14 protein-coding genes and 1 other RNA gene are annotated in these 16,989 nt (G+C 68.4%); 6 read left to right on the top strand and 9 right to left on the bottom strand.

Going from position 1 to position 16,989, the window contains the following annotated elements:
• The 6 genes from WC326_04690 to WC326_04665 all read right to left on the bottom strand — a co-directional run bounded on the left by WC326_04690 (position 1) and on the right by WC326_04665 (position 4,707).
• Positions 1 to 327, bottom strand: a complete 327-nt coding sequence (locus WC326_04690) for a toxin-antitoxin system HicB family antitoxin (GenBank protein ID MFA7330353.1) — start codon at positions 325 to 327, stop codon at positions 1 to 3.
• Complete coding sequence (locus tag WC326_04685; protein ID MFA7330352.1) at positions 317 to 547, bottom strand: toxin HicA; 231 nt, start codon at positions 545 to 547, stop codon at positions 317 to 319. Before WC326_04685 ends, WC326_04690 begins: the two co-directional genes overlap by 11 nt.
• A gap of 86 nt (positions 548 to 633) precedes the next feature.
• Positions 634 to 2,388 carry a single-stranded-DNA-specific exonuclease RecJ gene (recJ, locus tag WC326_04680; protein ID MFA7330351.1) on the bottom strand — a complete coding sequence of 585 codons (1,755 nt, stop codon included), beginning with the start codon at positions 2,386 to 2,388 and terminating at the stop codon, positions 634 to 636.
• Positions 2,389 to 2,474: 86 nt separating this feature from the next.
• An RNA gene (gene rnpB, locus WC326_04675) (RNase P RNA component class A) lies at positions 2,475 to 2,869 on the bottom strand.
• Between the two features lie 15 nt (positions 2,870 to 2,884).
• On the bottom strand, positions 2,885 to 3,607 hold the full coding sequence (locus WC326_04670; GenBank protein ID MFA7330350.1) for a C4-type zinc ribbon domain-containing protein: 723 nt from the start codon (positions 3,605 to 3,607) through the stop codon (positions 2,885 to 2,887).
• Between the two features lie 194 nt (positions 3,608 to 3,801).
• Positions 3,802 to 4,707 (bottom strand): inositol monophosphatase family protein, encoded by a 906-nt coding sequence (locus tag WC326_04665; protein ID MFA7330349.1) that lies wholly within the window; start codon positions 4,705 to 4,707, stop codon positions 3,802 to 3,804.
• A 179-nt stretch (positions 4,708 to 4,886) separates the two neighbouring features.
• Between WC326_04665 and WC326_04660 the strand changes: the two genes are divergently transcribed.
• From WC326_04660 to WC326_04635, 6 genes are all read left to right on the top strand, one after another.
• A complete protein-coding gene (locus WC326_04660) occupies positions 4,887 to 5,300 on the top strand; it encodes a 6-carboxytetrahydropterin synthase (GenBank protein ID MFA7330348.1) in 414 nt (137 codons plus the stop codon).
• Positions 5,301 to 5,519: 219 nt separating this feature from the next.
• On the top strand, positions 5,520 to 6,224 hold the full coding sequence (locus WC326_04655; GenBank protein ID MFA7330347.1) for an SDR family oxidoreductase: 705 nt from the start codon (positions 5,520 to 5,522) through the stop codon (positions 6,222 to 6,224).
• 417 nt (positions 6,225 to 6,641) lie between these two features.
• Positions 6,642 to 7,322: a Bax inhibitor-1/YccA family protein gene (locus WC326_04650; GenBank protein ID MFA7330346.1), complete on the top strand. Its 681-nt coding sequence runs from the start codon at positions 6,642 to 6,644 to the stop codon at positions 7,320 to 7,322.
• An 82-nt stretch (positions 7,323 to 7,404) separates the two neighbouring features.
• Positions 7,405 to 8,664: an LptF/LptG family permease gene (locus WC326_04645; GenBank protein MFA7330345.1), complete on the top strand. Its 1,260-nt coding sequence runs from the start codon at positions 7,405 to 7,407 to the stop codon at positions 8,662 to 8,664.
• A complete protein-coding gene (locus tag WC326_04640; protein ID MFA7330344.1) occupies positions 8,661 to 9,734 on the top strand; it encodes an LptF/LptG family permease in 1,074 nt (357 codons plus the stop codon). Before WC326_04645 ends, WC326_04640 begins: the two co-directional genes overlap by 4 nt.
• An 11-nt stretch (positions 9,735 to 9,745) precedes the next feature.
• The gene (locus tag WC326_04635) at positions 9,746 to 11,629 is read left to right on the top strand and encodes a response regulator (GenBank protein MFA7330343.1); all 1,884 of its coding nucleotides are present in this window, start codon (positions 9,746 to 9,748) and stop codon (positions 11,627 to 11,629) included.
• A 272-nt stretch (positions 11,630 to 11,901) separates the two neighbouring features.
• On the opposite strand, the gene dnaG is transcribed toward WC326_04635, so the two are convergent.
• From dnaG to WC326_04620, 3 genes are all read right to left on the bottom strand, one after another.
• Positions 11,902 to 13,689: a DNA primase gene (gene dnaG, locus WC326_04630; protein MFA7330342.1), complete on the bottom strand. Its 1,788-nt coding sequence runs from the start codon at positions 13,687 to 13,689 to the stop codon at positions 11,902 to 11,904.
• Between the two features lie 207 nt (positions 13,690 to 13,896).
• Positions 13,897 to 16,353, bottom strand: coding sequence for a Smr/MutS family protein (locus tag WC326_04625; GenBank protein ID MFA7330341.1), 2,457 nt, complete (start codon positions 16,351 to 16,353; stop codon positions 13,897 to 13,899).
• The gene (locus WC326_04620; protein MFA7330340.1) at positions 16,350 to 16,796 is read right to left on the bottom strand and encodes a hypothetical protein; all 447 of its coding nucleotides are present in this window, start codon (positions 16,794 to 16,796) and stop codon (positions 16,350 to 16,352) included. The genes WC326_04625 and WC326_04620 overlap by 4 nt, the downstream gene beginning before the upstream one ends.
• Between the last annotated feature and the right edge of the window lie 193 nt (positions 16,797 to 16,989).

Here is a 16,989-nt window from a genome sequence, read left to right as displayed (position 1 = left end):
TTACATTCTGCCCAGCTTGGCGCTGGCCAGCCGATTCAAGCTGACTCCCTGGAGAGCCGCCTCCAAGGCCAATTGCCGGTGCACTTCCGGCGGGACACGCACCATGAATTTGCCGCTGTAGATCTTGGCGGACAAGGGTTCAGGCACCGGTTCGCCCTCCTGTCCAAGATCGAGCACCACGTCGGCCACCAGCTTGCGAATTCCCTTCAGCGCGGCTTCTGGCGTGGTCGCCAGCCAGGACAGGCTGGGAAACTCCACGCACAGGCCCACGTGCCGTTCGTCCTCCTCGGACCAGCTGACCCGGTAGGTGTACTTGTCAACTTTCATTGCCTGCCTCCTTGGCCAGTCGGTCCAGTGCCTTCAGCACCTGCCGGACTTGGTAGGCTTTGGCCGTCCCATGTTCTGCCTGAATGTTCACGCGCGGGTCGCCCGCCCACGGAGTGCGATAGACTCGATGGCTGCCGCCTTGCTGGCGAGCCGGCCCGAAATAGTGATCGCAGACCCGGCAGAGATCGGCAAATCGCTGCCCTCCGGGATGTTCGCGCATCTCGCGCAGAATGTCATCTATCGAGGGCATTCGATGATACCACTATTGATATCACACTTCAAGAACCATGACCAGGCAGATTATGGCTAATCGTTCTCGCGGCCGGGATCCCGGGCCACCAGGCGGCGGCGGCCGGCGTGGCTGACATCCTTGATCTGGAGCTGGATGCAGCAGGTGCCGCGCCAGGAATTCTCCATCACGGCGTAGACCAGGTCCACGCCGCGCCCGGCGGGCTCCAGGCTGGGCAGCAGGTGCCCCAGCCCGTAGCCGATGGCGTCGAACTCGATGCCCTCCTGCTCCACACGCAGCATCAGGTGGCCGCTGCCCACCACGCGCGGACTGACCGCCAGGTGGACGTCGCGGCTGAGGAAGTGCGGCTGCTGGTTGCGGGGACCGAAGGGCGCGAAGCGCTGCACGTGCTCCAGGAAGCCCCGGTTGACGGCGCGCAGGGGAATCTCGGCGTCGATGCGCAGGCGCGGCCGCAGGTCGTCGGACTCCAGCCGCGAGCTGCACCAATGGCGCAGGCGCTCACGCAGCTCGGGCACTTTCTCGGCGCGGATGGTCAGGCCGGCGGCGTACTTGTGCCCGCCGAACTGCACCAGCAGATCGGCCGAGCTGTGCAGGGCCGAGTAGATGTCGAAGCCCGGGATGCTGCGCGCGCTGCCCTTGCCCATCCCGTCCTCGTCGATGGTGATCATCACGGTGGGGCGGTGGTAGCGCTCGATGATCCGGCTGGCGACGATGCCGATCACGCCGCTGTGCCAGCCCTCGCGGGCCAGCACGATGACGCGGTCGTGCTCCAGGTCGCAGACCCGGGGCACCTCGGCCATGGCCTCCTCCAGGGTGTCGTGGTCGATGGTCTTGCGCTGGCAGTTCTCGTCCTCCAGCACCTGGGCGATGCGGATGGCGTTCTCGCGGTTGCGCGTGCAGAGCAGGTTGACGGCCCGGTCGGCGCTGCCCAGCCGGCCCACGGCGTTGATGCGCGGCGCCAGCCCGAACACGATGCTCGAGACGTCCACGTCGCGGCGCAGCAGGCCGGCCACGTGGAGCAGCGCGCCCACGCCCACCATGGGGTCGCGGTTGATTTTGCGCAGGCCGCGGCTGACCAGCACACGATTCTCACCCACCAGCGGCACGATGTCCGCCGCCGAGCCGATGGCCACCAGGTCCAGGTAGCGCTCCAGCAGGCTGTCGCCCACGCCCAGGCGGTTCACCAGCGCCTGGCAGAGCTTGTAGGTGACGCCCACTGCGGCCAGTTCCTTGAAGGGATAGGGCTCGTCGGGCAGTTTGGGGTTGAGGATGGCCGTGGCCGCGGGCAGCATGCTCCCGGGCTGGTGGTGATCGCAGATCACCACCTCCAGCCCGGCGTCCCGGGCATAGGCGATCTCCTCCAGCGCCGTGATCCCCGTGTCCACGGTGACCAGCACGGAGGCGCCCCGGGCGCGGATGCTTTCCACGCCCTCCACCGAGAGCCCGTAGCCTTCACTGTTGCGGACCGGGATGTGCGTGAACACGTCCCCGCCCACGTCCTTGAGAAAGAGATAAAGCAGCGCGACCGAAGTCACCCCGTCCACGTCGTAGTCTCCGTAGACCGCGATGCGTCGACGGGAGATGAGGGCCTCCGTCAGGCAATCCACCGCCTTTTCCATGTCCCGGAAGCGCGCCGGATCCAGCAACTGGTCGGCATCCGGGTTGAAAAAGGCTTCCGCCGCCTCGGGCGACGACACGCCATTGCCCACCAGAACGGCGGCGATGGCGGGGGGAAGGCTCAGTGTCCTGGCGACATGGGCAACTCGTGGGTCCTGCTGCAGATCTCCCGGGTGTTCCCACAGAAGATCCATGACAGCTCCGTCCGATATTTCATTGTTCTTGCCTTCGAGTGTGGTCCCGCGCGAGACGCGGCGGGAAGCGGTCCGTCATGAGAGGAGGCCGGAGCAGGTCATAAGCCGGATTCTGTCCCCGCTGATCACGGGGGATGGTCATTGATCTGCGCGACCGACCCGGTTCCTGTTCCGCCGGCCGAAACCGGCTGAGCGGGCGGGCCACCCCTGGAACCTGCTTGGTCTTGCTTCGGATGGGGTTTGCCCTGCCGCGACGGTTGCCCGCCGCGCGGTGCGCTCTTGCATTAAGCCCGGTTGATCCCAGGCCGCACCTTTTCACCCTTGCCCGGCGCACGGTTGCCCGTGGTCGGGCGGTTTGTTTTCTGTGGCACTTTCCGTCACCTCACGGTGCCCGCCATCGGCATCCTGCCCTGTGAAGTCCGGACTTTCCTCCGCCCGTCCATCCTTACGGATCCCGGACGGCGACCATCAGGCCTGCTCCGGCCCCCTGCCACGATCAGAGTTTGGTGTCCAGCGTGTCCGTGATCAGGATGCGCCCGCAGATCTCGCAGAGGACCAGGTCGTCCATCATGCGCACCTTGTTGATTTTCTGCGGGGGCAGGGCCTGATAGCAGCCGCCGCAGCTGCTGTTGCGATAGACCGAGACCACGCCGCGGCCGTCCTTGGCCTTGCGGATGCGGTCGTAGTGGCTCAGCAGCGGCTTGGGAATGCTCTCGCACAGTTCGGCGCGCCGGCCGTCCAGGTCCTGGATGCGGGCGGCGGAGGACTGGTTGTGCTCGGCGTACTGGCCGCGCATGCGCTCCAGCGAATCCGCCAGCTTGGTGGCCCGCTCGGCGCTCTCCTCCAGGCGCTGCTCCAGCTCCTGCTGCTGCTCCATGCCGGTCTGCATGGCCTGTTCGTTCTCCAGCAGGGCGTCCTGGTGGAATTCGATCTCGCGCGTGACGGCCTCGTATTCCTGGTTGGTCTGGGTGGAGAACAGGCGCTTCTGCAGATCCCCCACCTTGAGCTTGAACTCGTCGTGGCGCTTCTCGCGCTTGCGCAGGTCCAGCTCCAACTCCTTGAGTCGGATCTGGGATTGCTCGCGCATGACCGTCAGGTCCCGCTCCTCATTCTGCAACCGCTCCAACTCCTGTGGCAGAGTCCCCTTGGAGATCTCCACCTCACGGAACTGATTGTCAATCTTCTGAAGCTCGATCAGCAGCAGCAGTTCCTTCTTCAAGACTGGCCTCCCGGTCAAACACAAAAAATGCACCCTCAAGGTGCATCTGGACTTCTCAGAGTGGTGCGTCGAGAACCATGTGTGGAATTGAGGCTGATAACCTTTGTCGCACGTCTCCCTCGCACTGATGGCTGACCAAGGTAGGGAAGCTCCGCTGGAGTGGCAACCTTCCGGACGGAATGCTCACCGACTTCTCACAAGCGGCCGGCCAACCGGGCCTGCAGGTCCTCCACCAGGGCCGGATTGCCCGCCAGCACGTGGCCGTTGACCAGGGGCTCGGGTTCCGGCACGCCGGCGGCGGCCAGGCCGGCCAGGCGTCCGCCGGCCTCCTCCACCAGGCAGACGCCGGCGGCCATGTCCCAGGGCGCCAGCTGCAGCTCCACGAAGGCGTCGAAGATTCCGGCCGCCGTGTAGGCCAGGTCCAGGGCCGCGCTGCCGCCCCGCCGGATGCCCGCCGACGGCGGCATCAGCGCGTCGAAGAGGTTCAGATAGAGGCGGGCCAGATCCTTGTTGCGGATGGGAAAGCCCGTGGCCACGAAGGCCTCGTCCAGCCGCGGGGCCAGGCCCACGCGCAGGCGTTCCGCCGCCGGCAGCGGCTCGTCCAGCCCGCCGGGCAGGTCGCAGCGCCAGGCTCCGCCGCCCCGGTGGGCGAAGTAGAGCTGGCGCCGGCAGACGTCGGCGATCACCCCCAGCACGGACTCGCAGCCCAGCACCTGAGGAAAGCGCACCGTGGCGGCCCGGACGGGATCCACCGGCGCCACACGCCTGAGCAGGCCGATGGAGACGGCGAAGGCCGGGTAGCCATGGACGAAGTTGCTGGTGCCGTCCAGCGGGTCCACCACCCAGAAGGACTCGGCGTCCAGATCCAGGTGAGAACCCTCCTCCCCCAGCAGGCCGATTTCTGGACAGGCCGTCCGCAGCTGCTCCACCAGCAGGGCCTCGGAGCGCCGGTCCACCTGGGTGACATAGTCGTGGCAGCCCTTGCGATCCACCTGCAGGGGTTCGCGCTCCAGCCAGGCGCGCTCGAGCAGCGCGGCGGCCGCGCGGGCGGCGCCCAGGGCCGCTGCCAGCGGCTGATCCAACAGCAGTTCCTTCGTCACGCGCCCTCCAGCTTGTCGGCGGCCGGAGAATGTGGCGATTCCCGCGCCGCGATCCCGCGCCGTCCGGCTGGTCGGAGCCGCCAGCCAGGGGCCTCCCCGTGCAAAGCCGGGCGCCAGAGCCTATGTTTGGAGCGGTGGATTGGAACGGCCCTGCGGGGCCCCTGACAAATCGGAGCATCATGCCTGTCTGCTACATCACCCGGGTGGAGGACTTCTGCGCCTCCCACCGCCTGCACAGCCCGCATTTGAGCGACGATGAGAACCGCGCGCTCTACGGCAAGTGCAACAACGCCAACGGCCACGGCCACAACTACAAGCTGCTGGTGACGGTCCGCGGCGAGGTGGACCCCAAAACGGGCATGCTGATCGAACTGAACCAGCTGGCCGGCCTGATCCGCGACGCCGTGACGGAGCGCGTGGACCACTACAACCTGAACCTCGACGTGGACTTCCTGCAGGGAGTCATCCCCACGGCCGAGAATCTCTGCCAGGCCTTCTGGGACCAGCTGGAGTCCCGCCTGCCGGTGGGCGAGCTGTGGGAGATCCGGCTGGAGGAAACCGGCCGCAACATCGTCTCGCTGCGGCGGGAGTAATCCGCGTCGGGTTTGATCTCACCACAGTAGACACGAAGACACGGAGACGCTTTCAATTGAGACAGCGAGACGAGAGCAGAGACCGGAGATGGTTGGTGGCGCAGAGCACGCGTCCCGCTCTACACCGAGCCTGAATCCTCTCTTCCCGTTCTTCGTTCCCCTCTGTGCCTCTGTGTTCTCTGTGGTGAGACTTGGGTTCAACTTTTCGGAGGAGCAGGCATGCGACAGGTATTGATCAGCGGCGGGGGGAGCGGCATCGGGCTGGCCTGCGCGCGCCGCCTTTTGGCCGCCGGGGAGCGCGTGCTGTTCTGCGGGCGCAATCGCGAACGGCTGGAAGCGGCCCTGCGGGGGCTGGAAGCCGAGTACCCCGGCCAGGTGACGGCCCGGGTCTGCGACGTGAGCCGCGCCGCCGACGTCGCGGCGCTGGGCCAGTGGCTGCGCGCCGAGGCGCTGCCCATCGACGTGCTGGTGAACAACGCCGGCCTGTTCGTGGCGGGGTCGCTGCTCAAGGCCGAGGAGGAACAGGCGCAGGCCATGTGGGAGACCCAGGTGCTGGGTCCCTGGCGCCTGCTCAAGATCTGCGCGGACCCGGCGCTGCGCCAGGGCCGTCCGCTGCGCGTGATCAACGTGATCAGCGTGACCGCGTTGAAAGCCTACGCCGCCTGCGGCTTCTACGGCGCCACCAAGGCCGCGCTGGCCAGCCTGATGGATACGGCGCGCGCGGAACTGCGCGACAAGGGCGTGGGGATCAGCAACGTCTATCCCGGGGCCACGGAGACGCCGATCTGGGGCGACCGGGAGCTGGACTACTCGAAGATGATGGACGCCGACGCCGTGGCTGCCGCCGTGCAGGCCTGTGCCGACGCCTCCAGTCGCGCCCTGGTGGAGGAACTGGTCCTCCGGCCGGCCGGCGGGGATCTCTAGCGTCGACTGGCCTCCTCAACACAGAGGCACAGAGGCACAGAGGCACAGAGATTTTGCTGGATTTGGCCTTGGCTGTCGAAGTGGTATTGACCTTGGTTGGGCGAGGCTCTTCCAACTGTCGGTTTGAGCACGAAGGCTCGAAGCCGAATTGTGTCACGTGAGGTGAAGCGCGCAGCGCTGAACCAGAAACTGGGTGAAGCGCGCAGCGCGAACCAACTACACGATGGCAGGAAGTAGTTCGCTCGGCCGTCTGTTTGACGCCCGCCGTGAGGCGGGCTAGTTACGGCCGGTGAGAAAAAGCGCCTCTTTGGCTCCACCTTTCTGGCGCAAGCAGAAAGGTGGAAAACAAGGCGCCCCAGCTTCTGCCGGGATGACCGCGACACCGGGAAAGTCGAATTCGAATTGGAAGGGAATAGCATGCAACGCGGACGCTTTCAACTGACTGCGGTGCCCCTGAGCATCGTGGACAATCCCGCTCAGGTCGCCTACCTGCGCAAGGTGCTGGGCTACCTGTTGATCGGCCTGCTGGTGGCGGCCGCCGGCACTCAGGTGGGGATGATGCCGCCCGTGCTGGCTCTGGTGGCCGGCCACCCCTTCATCGGGATGTTCGGGATGATCGGCCTGATCATGTGGGCCACCACCGCCTCCACGGGACCGCGCGCCGGCACGGCCTACTATGTCTTCACTTTCGCCATGGGTCTGCTCATGGCGCCCATCATCTTCGTGACCCTCTCGCGCTTCAACGGCCTGCAGACCCTGGCCATGGCCGGCGGCATCACCGTCGTCAACACCCTGGCGCTGAGCGCCTACGCCTGGATCAGCAAGCGCGATTTCAGCTTCATGGGCGGCTTCCTGATCACCGGCCTGATCACCATGATCGTGGCCCAGCTGCTCAACGCCTTCTGGCTGCACAGCCCGCTGCTGGAGAGCGTGGTGCCGATGATTCTGATTCTGTTGTTCAACGGCTTCATCCTCTACGACCTGAGCCGCATCCTCAACAACGCGCGGAGCATCCCGCCCACCGCGGCGGCGCTGATGCTCTTCCTGGACATCTTCAACCTGTTCCTGGCCTGGCTGCGCGTCCTGGATCGCGATTGATGCAATCAGGCGCAGGACAGCCGCGCAGCGCGGCTTGGAGGCGACGCACGGTCGTGACACACGCGGCGGGCGGGGTCCGTCCGTGAGTCGCCTGACCCGCTACGTCCTGCGCGAGCACATCGCGCCCTTCATCTACAGCCTGTCGCTGATCGTCTTCCTGTTCGTGCTCAACTTCGCCTTCCAGATGCTGGGCAAGATCCTGGGCAAGGGACTGCCCACCCGGCTGATCCTCGAGTTCTTCGTCTACAACATCGCCTGGATCCTGGCCATGGCCGTGCCCATGGCCGCGCTGATCGCCACGCTGATGGCCTTCGGGCGGCTGGCCGGCGACCACGAGATCACGGCCATGAAGGCCGGCGGCGTGGGCCTCTGGCGGTTGACGATCCCGCTGCTGGTGGCCGGCGCCGTGCTCACGGCGGGGCTGATGGCCTACAACAACTGGGTCCTGCCCGACTTCAACTACAAGAGCAACCTGCTCCGACGGACCATCTTCCGCAAGGCGCCGACCATGCAGATGGAGGACGGGCTGTTCCTCTTCGACGTGCCCGGGCTGGTGGTGCACAGCCGCACGGTGGACCACGCCACGCGCCGCATGCAGGGCGTGACGATCTTCGAGGAGGACGAGCGCGGGATCCACCAGACCATCCTGGCGGACAGCGCGCTGCTGCAGCTGGACGAGGAACAGGGCGAGTTCCTGCTGACGCTCTACTCGGGCCAGATCCACCGCCGGGACTGGCGCGAACCGGGCCGTTACGGCCTGCTGGACTTCCGCCAGAGCGAGCTGCGCATCGACGCGCGCAACGCCCTGCTGCAGCGCCAGGAGACCAAGTACCGCAACGACCGCGAGCAGACCACGAGCCAGATGCTGCAGCGCGTCAAGCGCTGGCGCGAGCAGGATCCGGTGCGCAACGCGCGCAAGATCCGCAGCTACCTGGTGGAGGTGCACAAGAAGTTCGCCCTGCCCGCGGCCATCCTGACCTTCGTGCTGCTGGGCGTGCCGCTGGGCGTACGCTCCGGCCGCGGCGGACTGGGGGTCTCAGGCTCGCTGAGCGTGCTGTTCTTCCTGATCTACTGGATCTTCCTCATCGGCGGGGAGGATCTGGCGGACCGCGGCTTCCTCTCGCCGGCGGTGGCCATGTGGGCGCCCAACGTGGTGATGCTGGGCGTGGGGCTGTGGTTCATGCGCAGCGCCGTGCGCGAAGGCACTCCCGTGCAGCTGCCGGCCTGGCTGGCCCGCTTCAAGCGCGCCGAGCCCCGGTCCGAGGGCGTGGACACGGAGGCCGTGAAAATGGCCGAGCTGGCGCGCAAGCTGGAGCAGGACAGCCCGGAGGACGCCGCGTGAGCATTCTGACCCGCTATCTGCTCAAGCGCTTTCTGGGCATCGCCGTCTTCACGGCGCTGGCCAGCCTGATGATGTACATCACCGTGGACCTGATGGAGAACCTGGACAAGTTCATCGACACCCAGACCTCCACGCCGGTCATCGTCCGCTACTACCTGCTCTACACGCCGCAGATCCTGGTCCTGATCATGCCCGTGATCCTGCTGCTCACGGTGATTTTCACGCTGGGCGGTCTGCACCGGCGGATGGAGATCACGGCCATGAAGGCCGGCGGGATCAGCCCGGGGCGCCTGCAGCGGCTCATCGCCCTCTGGGCGCTGCTGGCCAGCGGGCTGGCCTTCTACATGAGCGAGACGCTGGTGACGGACACCTCGCGCGAGCGGATGGAAATCTACCGCACCAACATCCGCAAGAAGCCCGCCTCGCTGGGCGAGCAGAGCGGGCGGATCTTCTTCCAGAACGACTCGCGCAGTTTCCTGACGCTGGAGAACTACCACGTGAAGGAAGGCTGGGGCCGGCGCGCCAGCTTCCTGCGCATCGTCGACGGGCGGCTGGTCTCGCGCCTGGACGCCGACACCCTGCGTCACACGGACATCGGCTGGATCCTGCTTGCCGGCGAGGAGCGCCACCTCAGCCCGCTGCTGGTCAGCCGGCCCTTCCAGGTCTACGTGCTCAAGGAGCTCAAGCTGCGGCCCGAGGACGTGGAGACGCTGCAGGCCGTGCCCGAGGAGATGAACCTGCGCGAACTGACGGCCTTCATCGAGCGTCAGCAGGCCGCGGGCTCCTTCACCCGGCGCTGGGAGGTCAACGCCCAGACCAAATTGGCCTCCCCGCTGGCCAACCTCGTGATCGCGCTGTTCGGCGTGCCGCTGGCGCTGCGCCGCAACCGCTCCAGCACCATGCTGGGCTTCGGGCTGAGCCTGCTCAGCGCGTTCGCCTATTACGGCGTGCAGGTGGTCTGTCAGAACCTGGGTTACAAGGGCCTGCTGCCGCCCATCGCCGCCGCGTGGATTCCCAACGCCGCCTTCCTCACGGCGGCGCTGCTGCTCTACCTGAGGGTCGATCGTTAGGAGGAGAACCGGTGCGCCGCGTGTTCCTCGTCAGCCGTGACCCCGCCGTGCTGCGCCAGGCCGGGGATCTGATCATGACCGGCCACCTGGTGGAGAGCAGCCTGGGCGGTGCGGAGACCGTCGCCCGCCTGCGCGAGCAACCTGTCGACCTGCTGCTGCTGGATCCCGATCCCGCCGACATGAGCACGGCCGAACTGCTCCGCCAACTGGAGGAGGCCGGCTGTCTGCCGCCGTGGGCCGTTCTCTGCCCGGGCGGCGACGAGCGCCTGGCCGCGGCTTGGGTGCGGCGCGGCGCCCTGGACGTGCTGCCCCGGACGGGTCACTGGATGCACACGCTGCCCGACGACGTGGAGCGTCTGCTGACTCTGGGCGACAGCCAGCAACAGTTGCAGGCGGGGCGGCGGCAGCGCCGGGAGGCGCAGCTGCAGCGCGACCTGATGCTGGACGGCGTGGCCGGATTGCTGCTGCTGGTGGACGCGGAAGGCGCGGTGGCGGGCTGCAACGAGGCGGCCCGGCGCTGCGGCCTGCAGCCCGGACGGCTGCTGCCCGGGCCGGAGGCGGGGGTGGGGGATTGGCGGCCGCCCGCCACGCTGCTGCGGACGGGACTGACCGTGCGCCGCGAGCAGGAGTTGAACGGCCTGCTCTACGAGGCCCACTGGACGCTGCAGGGCCGGCTGGCCGTCTGCCTGGCGCTGGAGAAGGGGCCGCATCAGCGCGAGGAGCAGCGCCGCCGCCGGTTGGAGAATCGCCGGCTGCTGGCCCAGAAACTCGACAGCTTGAACGAGCTGGCCAGCCACCTGGCCCACGACATCAGCAACCAACTCCTGGTGATCATGGGCTACTCGGACATGCTGCGCGAGCGGCTGGCCGAGGACGCCTCCGCCAGCCAGTGGACGCAGTCCATCCGCAAGGCCGCCGAGGGCGTCAGTCAGCACATCCGCCGGCTGATCAGTTTCACGCGCGGCCGGGGCGGCCAGTTCAGCGCGCTGGACTTCCACGCGCTGGTGGGCCAGGTGGCGGAACGCCTGCGGCCCGAGCATCCGCTGGTCCACTTCCGCCTGCGGCTGGAGGCCCGCACCTACCGCATCTGGGGCGACGCCGGCCGCCTGGAGGACGCGCTGCACAACATCTGCCTCAACGCCTGCGAGGCCATGCCGCGCGGCGGCACCATGCAGCTCATCACCAGCAACCTGATTCCCGAGGGCAGCACGCGGGATCGCACCGGGCTGCCGCCCACGCACCTGCAGCTGCTGGTGCGCGACACCGGGGCGGGGATGAGCGAGGAGGTGCTGGAGCGGATCTTCGACCCCTTCTTCACCACGCGCAAGAAGGAGGGCGGCGCCGGACTGGGGCTCTCCAGCGCGTGGAGCTGCATCCGCGGGCATCGCGGCAGCATCGACGCCGAGAGCCGACCGGGCAGCGGCAGCCAGATCCGCATCCTGCTGCCCCTAAGCCACGGGGAGACCCACGCCGAGTCCGGGGCCGAGGGGCTGGGCGGGCACGTGCTGGTGGTGGACGACGACGAGGTGGTGCGCGGCGTGGTGCAGAGCATCCTGCGTTCGCTGGGCTGTCAGGTGACCTCGTTCTCCGGCGCGCCGGAGGCGCTGGCCTGGGTGGACGCGCAGTCCCCGCACCTGGACCTGGCCCTGTTGGACCTGCGCATGCCGCGCATGAACGGCTGGGAGCTGCTGCAGGAGCTGCGGCGGCGGGATCCGCGGCTGCGGGCGCTGATCATGACGGCCTGGGCCGATGACCTCGTCTCCGGCCAGGTGGATCCGGCCGTGGTGCTGGGCGTGCTGCGCAAGCCCTTTGAGCTGGAAGAGTTGCACACCCACGTGCTGGGCGCGCTGGCGGCCATCCAGGCGGAGCGGCTGGGGGACGAGGGCGGCGGCTGAGCGGCCTGGAGGTGACGAGCCGGGGCGTCTGGGATGTGGACAGCACGGCGCGGCTGGAAGTTGGGCGGCTGCAGCTGTCGGGATTCGCGACCACGGCGCGCTGGAAGCACCGACATTCCGCAGAAAAGCCGGGAACCCGCTCACGAGCTCTTCCGTTTGGCCGCGGCGCCCCCGGAACCTCCCTTCTAGGGGTGGGCGGGGGGTAAGTGGGAGGGCGCGTCAGTACAATTTTCAGGACTCACCGAGTCGCGCGAATCCCCACCACGTCCGCCTCAGGCCTCGTGCTTGCGCTGCAGCAGATCCGCGAATTCCCGCTTCAGATCCTCCATCAGATCCTCCGCCAGATTCCCCGCCCGCAGCTGGCGCCGGATCTCCTCCATCCGCCCCTGCACCCGGGCCTCCTCCAGCCGGCGCAACAGGTCCCCCGCCTCCTCCACGTCCCCGGCGCGCGGCGCTTCGGTCAAGGCCGCCAGAGCCAATTCGCGGATGTGCCGGTTGCTGCTGGAGTGCGCCCAGCTGTCCAGCCCGCCCTCCTCGTCCGTGAAGGCGGCCAGAGCCTGGCGGAAGGCCTCGCGCAGCAGCGGATGATGCAACTCGTCCAGGTCCAGGCTCTCCGCGATGAGTTCGCGCGACTCCCGGGAGCGCATGAAAAGTTCAAAAAGCAGCAGCTCGCGCCGCTGGTCGCGACTCAGGCTGCCGCGTTCCAGGCGCAGGGCCGCGCCGTCCTCCTCCACCGGGCTCTCGCAGGTCTGGGTGGCGCGGCGGGTCTGCTCGGCGGCCAGGCGCTCCACCTCGTGGACTGGAATGCCGCTGGCCCGGGCGATGCGCTGGAAGAGCTGGGACTTGTGCAGCAGGTCCTCCACCAGCCCGGCGGCGCCGGCCAGGTTCTGCACGAACTCGCGGAACTCCGTCGGTGTGGCCTGGTCCTGGCGCTGACGGAAGTGCTCGATGCGGTAGCGGAAGTAATCCTGCGCCTCGGCCAGGAGCTCCTTCATGGCGGGTGCGCCGGCACCGCGCACGAAGTCGTCGGGATCCTGTCCGGCGGGCAGACGGCAGACCCGCAGGTCCAGCCCCGCGCCGATCAGGCTGGCCGCGCCGCGAGCCATGGCCTCCTGGCCGGCGGAATCGCCGTCGTAGAGGAAGATCACGCGGTCGGCGAAGCGCTTGAGCAGGAGAGCCTGCTCGCCGGTGAGCGCCGTGCCCAGCGTGGCCGCGGCGTTGCGGATCCCGCCCTCCCAGAGCCCGATCAGGTCCAGATACCCCTCCACCAGGACGGCCGTGCGCTCCCGGCGGATCTCGTTCTTGTTCTCGTAAAGTCCGTAGAGCGTGCGCCCCTTGTGATACAACAGGGTCTCGGGGCTGTTGATGTACTTGGGCTGGTCGGGCGCCGCGTCGATCACCCGACCGCCAAACCCGATCACCGTGCCGCTGACGTTGCGGATGGGAAAGATCAGTCGGCCCCGGTAGCGGTCGTAGACGCGGCCGGTCTCTGCGCGCAGGCTGACGCCGGACTGCACGGCCAGCTCCTCGCCCAGCCCCAGCGTGCCCAGATATTCCAGCAGGGCGCGCCACTCGTCCGGGGCCCAGCCCAGCTGAAAGCGTTCCTGAGCCTCGCCGCCCAGCCCGCGTTTGGCCAGGTAGGCGGCCAGGGGTCCGGGCTGCCGCACCTGGAGCTGCAGGTTGCGCCGGAACCACTCCAGCGCCGTCCGATTGACGGTCTGCAGGCGGTCTTCCAGCGTCCGGGCCTCGGGCTCGCGCTCATCCTGGTCCGGCACGTAAATACCTGCCCGCTCCGCCAGCCGCCGGGCGGCCTGGGGAAAGGACAGGCCCTCGCTCTCCATCAGGAAGCCGATGGCGTTGCCGCCCTTGCCGCAGCCGAAGCACTTGTAGAGGCGCAGGGAGGGATTGACCGTGAAGGAGGGGGTCTTCTCCTGATGGAAGGGACAGAGACCCTTGAAGTGGGCGCCGGCGCGCTTCAGCGTCAGGTACTCGGAGACCAGATCGACGATGTCGACGGCGTCCAGCACCTGCTGGATCACGCTTTCGGGGATGCGTCCCACGGCGGCACTCCACTTCACCAGATCAAAACGTTCACCACAAAGGACACGAAGCTCGGAGAAGCACAGGAAGAAGGACGAAGGGCAGGATTGGCTCTCTGGACGTGTTGAGTTCAACCGGCATGGATGGTTTGAGTTCTCTCATCTCAGCTCAAACTTCGTGCGCTTCTTCCTTCATCGTGTTCTTCGTGGTGAGTTCTTTTGCCCATGTCAGACGTCGAGTTTGAGGATGGTGACGCCGTCGCCGCCCTCCTCGGGCTGGCCGTCGCGGTAGCTGAGCACGCGCGGATTGCCGCGCAGATGATCCTGCACCACCTGCCGCAGCACACCCGTGCCCTTGCCGTGCAGGATGGTGGCGAAGGGCAGGCCGCTCACCAGGCAGTCGTCCACGTAGGCGTCCAGCTCCACCAGCGCCTCGTCGGCGCTGCGGCCGCGCAGGTCCAGCCGCAGCCCGGGGTCGCTGGTGTGGATGCTCACGCCGCCCCGGCGCTCGCGCTCCCGGCGGTCCTCGGGGGGCAGCACCTCCAGCACGCGCCCGCGCTCCACGGAGAGCTTGAGGATCCCGGCCTCCACCTGCAGGCGCTCGCCGCCCTTCTCCACGCGCCGCACGATGGCCGGCGACTCCAGGTCGCGCAGCCGCACCCGGTCCCCCACCTTCAACACGCCCAGCTCCTGCGGGGCCACGGGACGCGGAGCCAGCTGCTGCTCGCTCTTCTGCAGAACCTCCAACCGCTCGGCGATGCGGTGTCGGCCGGCCTGGACCGTCTCCTTGGCGGCCACGCCCTGGCGGATCTCGCGCACCGTGTTCTCCACCAGCCGGCTGGCGCCCTTGACGATCTGCGCGGCCTCCGAGACGGCCTGGTGCTTCAGCTCCCGGGCCTCCTTCTGGGCGGCCTTGAGCTTCTCCTCGTAGCGCGCCACCAGCGAGTCCAGCTTGATCCGGCCCGCCTCCGCGGCCTGGCGCTCGCGCTCGGCCGTGGCCACGCGCGACTGCAGGTCGCCGATCAGCCGAGCAAGGTTCTTCTGTTCGCTGCCCATGTGGTGGCGGGCCCGATCCAGGAGGACGCGCGGCATGCCCATCCGCTGCAGGATCTCCAGCGCGTAACTGGAGCCCGGCACGCCCTGCACCAGCCGGAAGGTCGGCACGATGCGCTCCTCGTCGAAACTCATGCAGGCGTTCTGGAGGCCGGGTCGGTCGTGGGCGAAGGCCTTGAGCTGGCCCAGGTGCGTGCTCACCACGGTCAGGCCGGGACTGAGCAGCATGCGCTCCAGGAAGGACACGGCCACGGCGCTGCCCTCCTCCGGGTCCGTGCCCGAGCCCAGCTCGTCCACCAGGAAAAGGCCAGGCAGCGGCCCATGCTCGAGGATCACTTTCATCCGGGCCAGGTGGCTGGAATAGGTGGAGAGGTCGTTCTCGATGGACTGCTGGTCGCCGATGTCGGTCAACACCGTGGCCAGCAGCGGAATCTTCGTCCCCTCGCCGCAAGGCAGGGGCAGCCCCAGCCGGGGCAGCAGCGCGAACAGCCCGGCGGTCTTCATGGCCACGGTCTTGCCGCCGGCGTTGGGGCCTGAGATCAGCAGCACGCGGTCGCCGCCCGCCTCGCCCAGCCGGAGGTCCAGCGGCACCACGGCCAGATGCCGGGCCAACAGCGGATGCCGGCCCTGGACGATGACCAGCTCCACACCGGCCGAGATCTCCGGCACCCGCGCCTCCAGCCCGCGTCCCCAGCGGGCCCGGGCCTTCAGATGATCCAGCTCGAGCAGGATCTCCCAACTGGCGGACAGTTCCTCGCCCCGGGCGCGCAAAGCCTCGGAGAGGCCGCGCAGGATGCGCACCTCCTCCTGGCGGATCTCCACCTCCGTGCGGCTCAGCCGGGTGCGGATCTCCAGGCAGGCGGCGGGCTCCACGAAGAAGGTGCGGCCGCTCTGGCTCTGGTCCACCACCAGGCCCTGCACGCGGCCCAGAGCGCCCGAGTTGACGGGCAGCACGGGCCGGCCCTCGCGCCAGCCCAGCCCCGTGTCGCCCAGCAGGCCGCGAGCGCGCCAGTCCTGCTCCACGCGCTCCAGCTCCTTGCGCATGCGCTGTTCTTCGGAGCCGTAGAGCCGGCGCAGGCGGCGCAGTTCCGGCGAGGCGCCGTCCAGCAGGCTGCCGTCCTCGCCGATGGCGCGCAGGATGTCCGCCAGCTCGCGGCGAAACTCCGCCAGCCCGCCGCGCCACAGGGAGAGCCGCGGCGCGTGGGGGTCCGCCGCGGCGCCCGCCAGCTCGCCAGACAGCTCCAGCAACCCGGACAGCGCGCGCAGCTCCTCCCCTTCCAGCCAATCCGGGCTTTCCTGCAGCCGGCGCAGCGGCGCCTCGCCCTCGGCCAGGGCGCCCAGCGCGGGGGCCGTGCCCCGTTCCAGCAGGTCCAGCATCTCGGCCAGACAGGCCAGATCCTCGCGCAGGGCCTCCTCGTCCTCGTGCGGCCGGCCCTCGCGCAGCCGGCTGGCGGCCTCCGTGGTCACCGCGCCCTCGGCCACCCACTCGAGCAGGCGGTCGAGTTCCAGCACCTGCCGCGTGGCCGCGGGGATCAATTCCGCCGCAGGCCGCACGCCCTCCCGGCGGGAGCGGCTGCGGAAGGGGCGGCGGCCGGGCCGGCGCACCTCGTTGGTGGGGGATTCCGGGCTCATAGCCCAAACTGCCCGAAATGGTGCTCCAGGTGGCGGTCCTGGAGCGCCGCCCACTGCAGGCGCGTCAACGGACCGAAGAGCGGGTGCGTGTGCCGGGCCAGCGGATTGCCCAGCACGTCCCGGTGAAAGCGGCGCAACAGACCCTCCACGTGCGCTTTGGTCTCGGCGAAGCTGCGGCCGCCGGGTTCCAGGAACTCAGCCGTGGAGGGCAGGCCGTGGGGGATGGGCAGGGGCAGGCCGCCCAACAGCCGAGCCAGGGGAAAGACGAAGGCGGGCACGCGAGCCCGGGCCTGGCGCAGACCCAGGGCGATCTCCAGCGAGTTGCCCAAGTGCTCCAGCATGCGCAGCGCCGTGAACCGCCCCCAGCGCGGGCGGCTGTCTTCGTTCAGGGCGGCGAGGCGCTGGAGGGCCCGCTCCACGCGGGTGGAATCGATCAGACTCATGCTGGTAGATAGCATTGCCGGGCGGGGTGATCCACCGCCGCTGCCCGTCACGGGGCCCGCCGGGGCCGGTCCGGGCCGGCATTCGATACCCTGCCGGAGAAAGCGCTGAAATTTCCAGCGAATGAAAGTGGAGCTATCGAGAACTGAAAGCGCTGAATCTGATCCTTGATTCAGGCCCGGGAGCCCGGGCCGG

Source organism: Candidatus Delongbacteria bacterium, assembly GCA_041675285.1.
GTDB lineage: Bacteria > CAIWAD01 > CAIWAD01 > CAIWAD01 > CAIWAD01 > CAIWAD01.
This window is presented reverse-complemented; position numbering and strand designations above follow the sequence as displayed.

Coding starts and splice junctions, on each gene's coding strand:
- WC326_04655 (MFA7330347.1), top strand. CDS start 5,520: ATGCGACAGGTATTGATCAGCGGCGGGGGGAGCGGCATCGGGCTGGCC.
- WC326_04685 (MFA7330352.1), bottom strand. CDS start 547: ATGCGCGAACATCCCGGAGGGCAGCGATTTGCCGATCTCTGCCGGGTC.
- WC326_04690 (MFA7330353.1), bottom strand. CDS start 327: ATGAAAGTTGACAAGTACACCTACCGGGTCAGCTGGTCCGAGGAGGAC.
- recJ (MFA7330351.1), bottom strand. CDS start 2,388: ATGGATCTTCTGTGGGAACACCCGGGAGATCTGCAGCAGGACCCACGA.
- WC326_04620 (MFA7330340.1), bottom strand. CDS start 16,796: ATGAGTCTGATCGATTCCACCCGCGTGGAGCGGGCCCTCCAGCGCCTC.
- WC326_04650 (MFA7330346.1), top strand. CDS start 6,642: ATGCAACGCGGACGCTTTCAACTGACTGCGGTGCCCCTGAGCATCGTG.
- WC326_04660 (MFA7330348.1), top strand. CDS start 4,887: ATGCCTGTCTGCTACATCACCCGGGTGGAGGACTTCTGCGCCTCCCAC.
- WC326_04625 (MFA7330341.1), bottom strand. CDS start 16,353: ATGAGCCCGGAATCCCCCACCAACGAGGTGCGCCGGCCCGGCCGCCGC.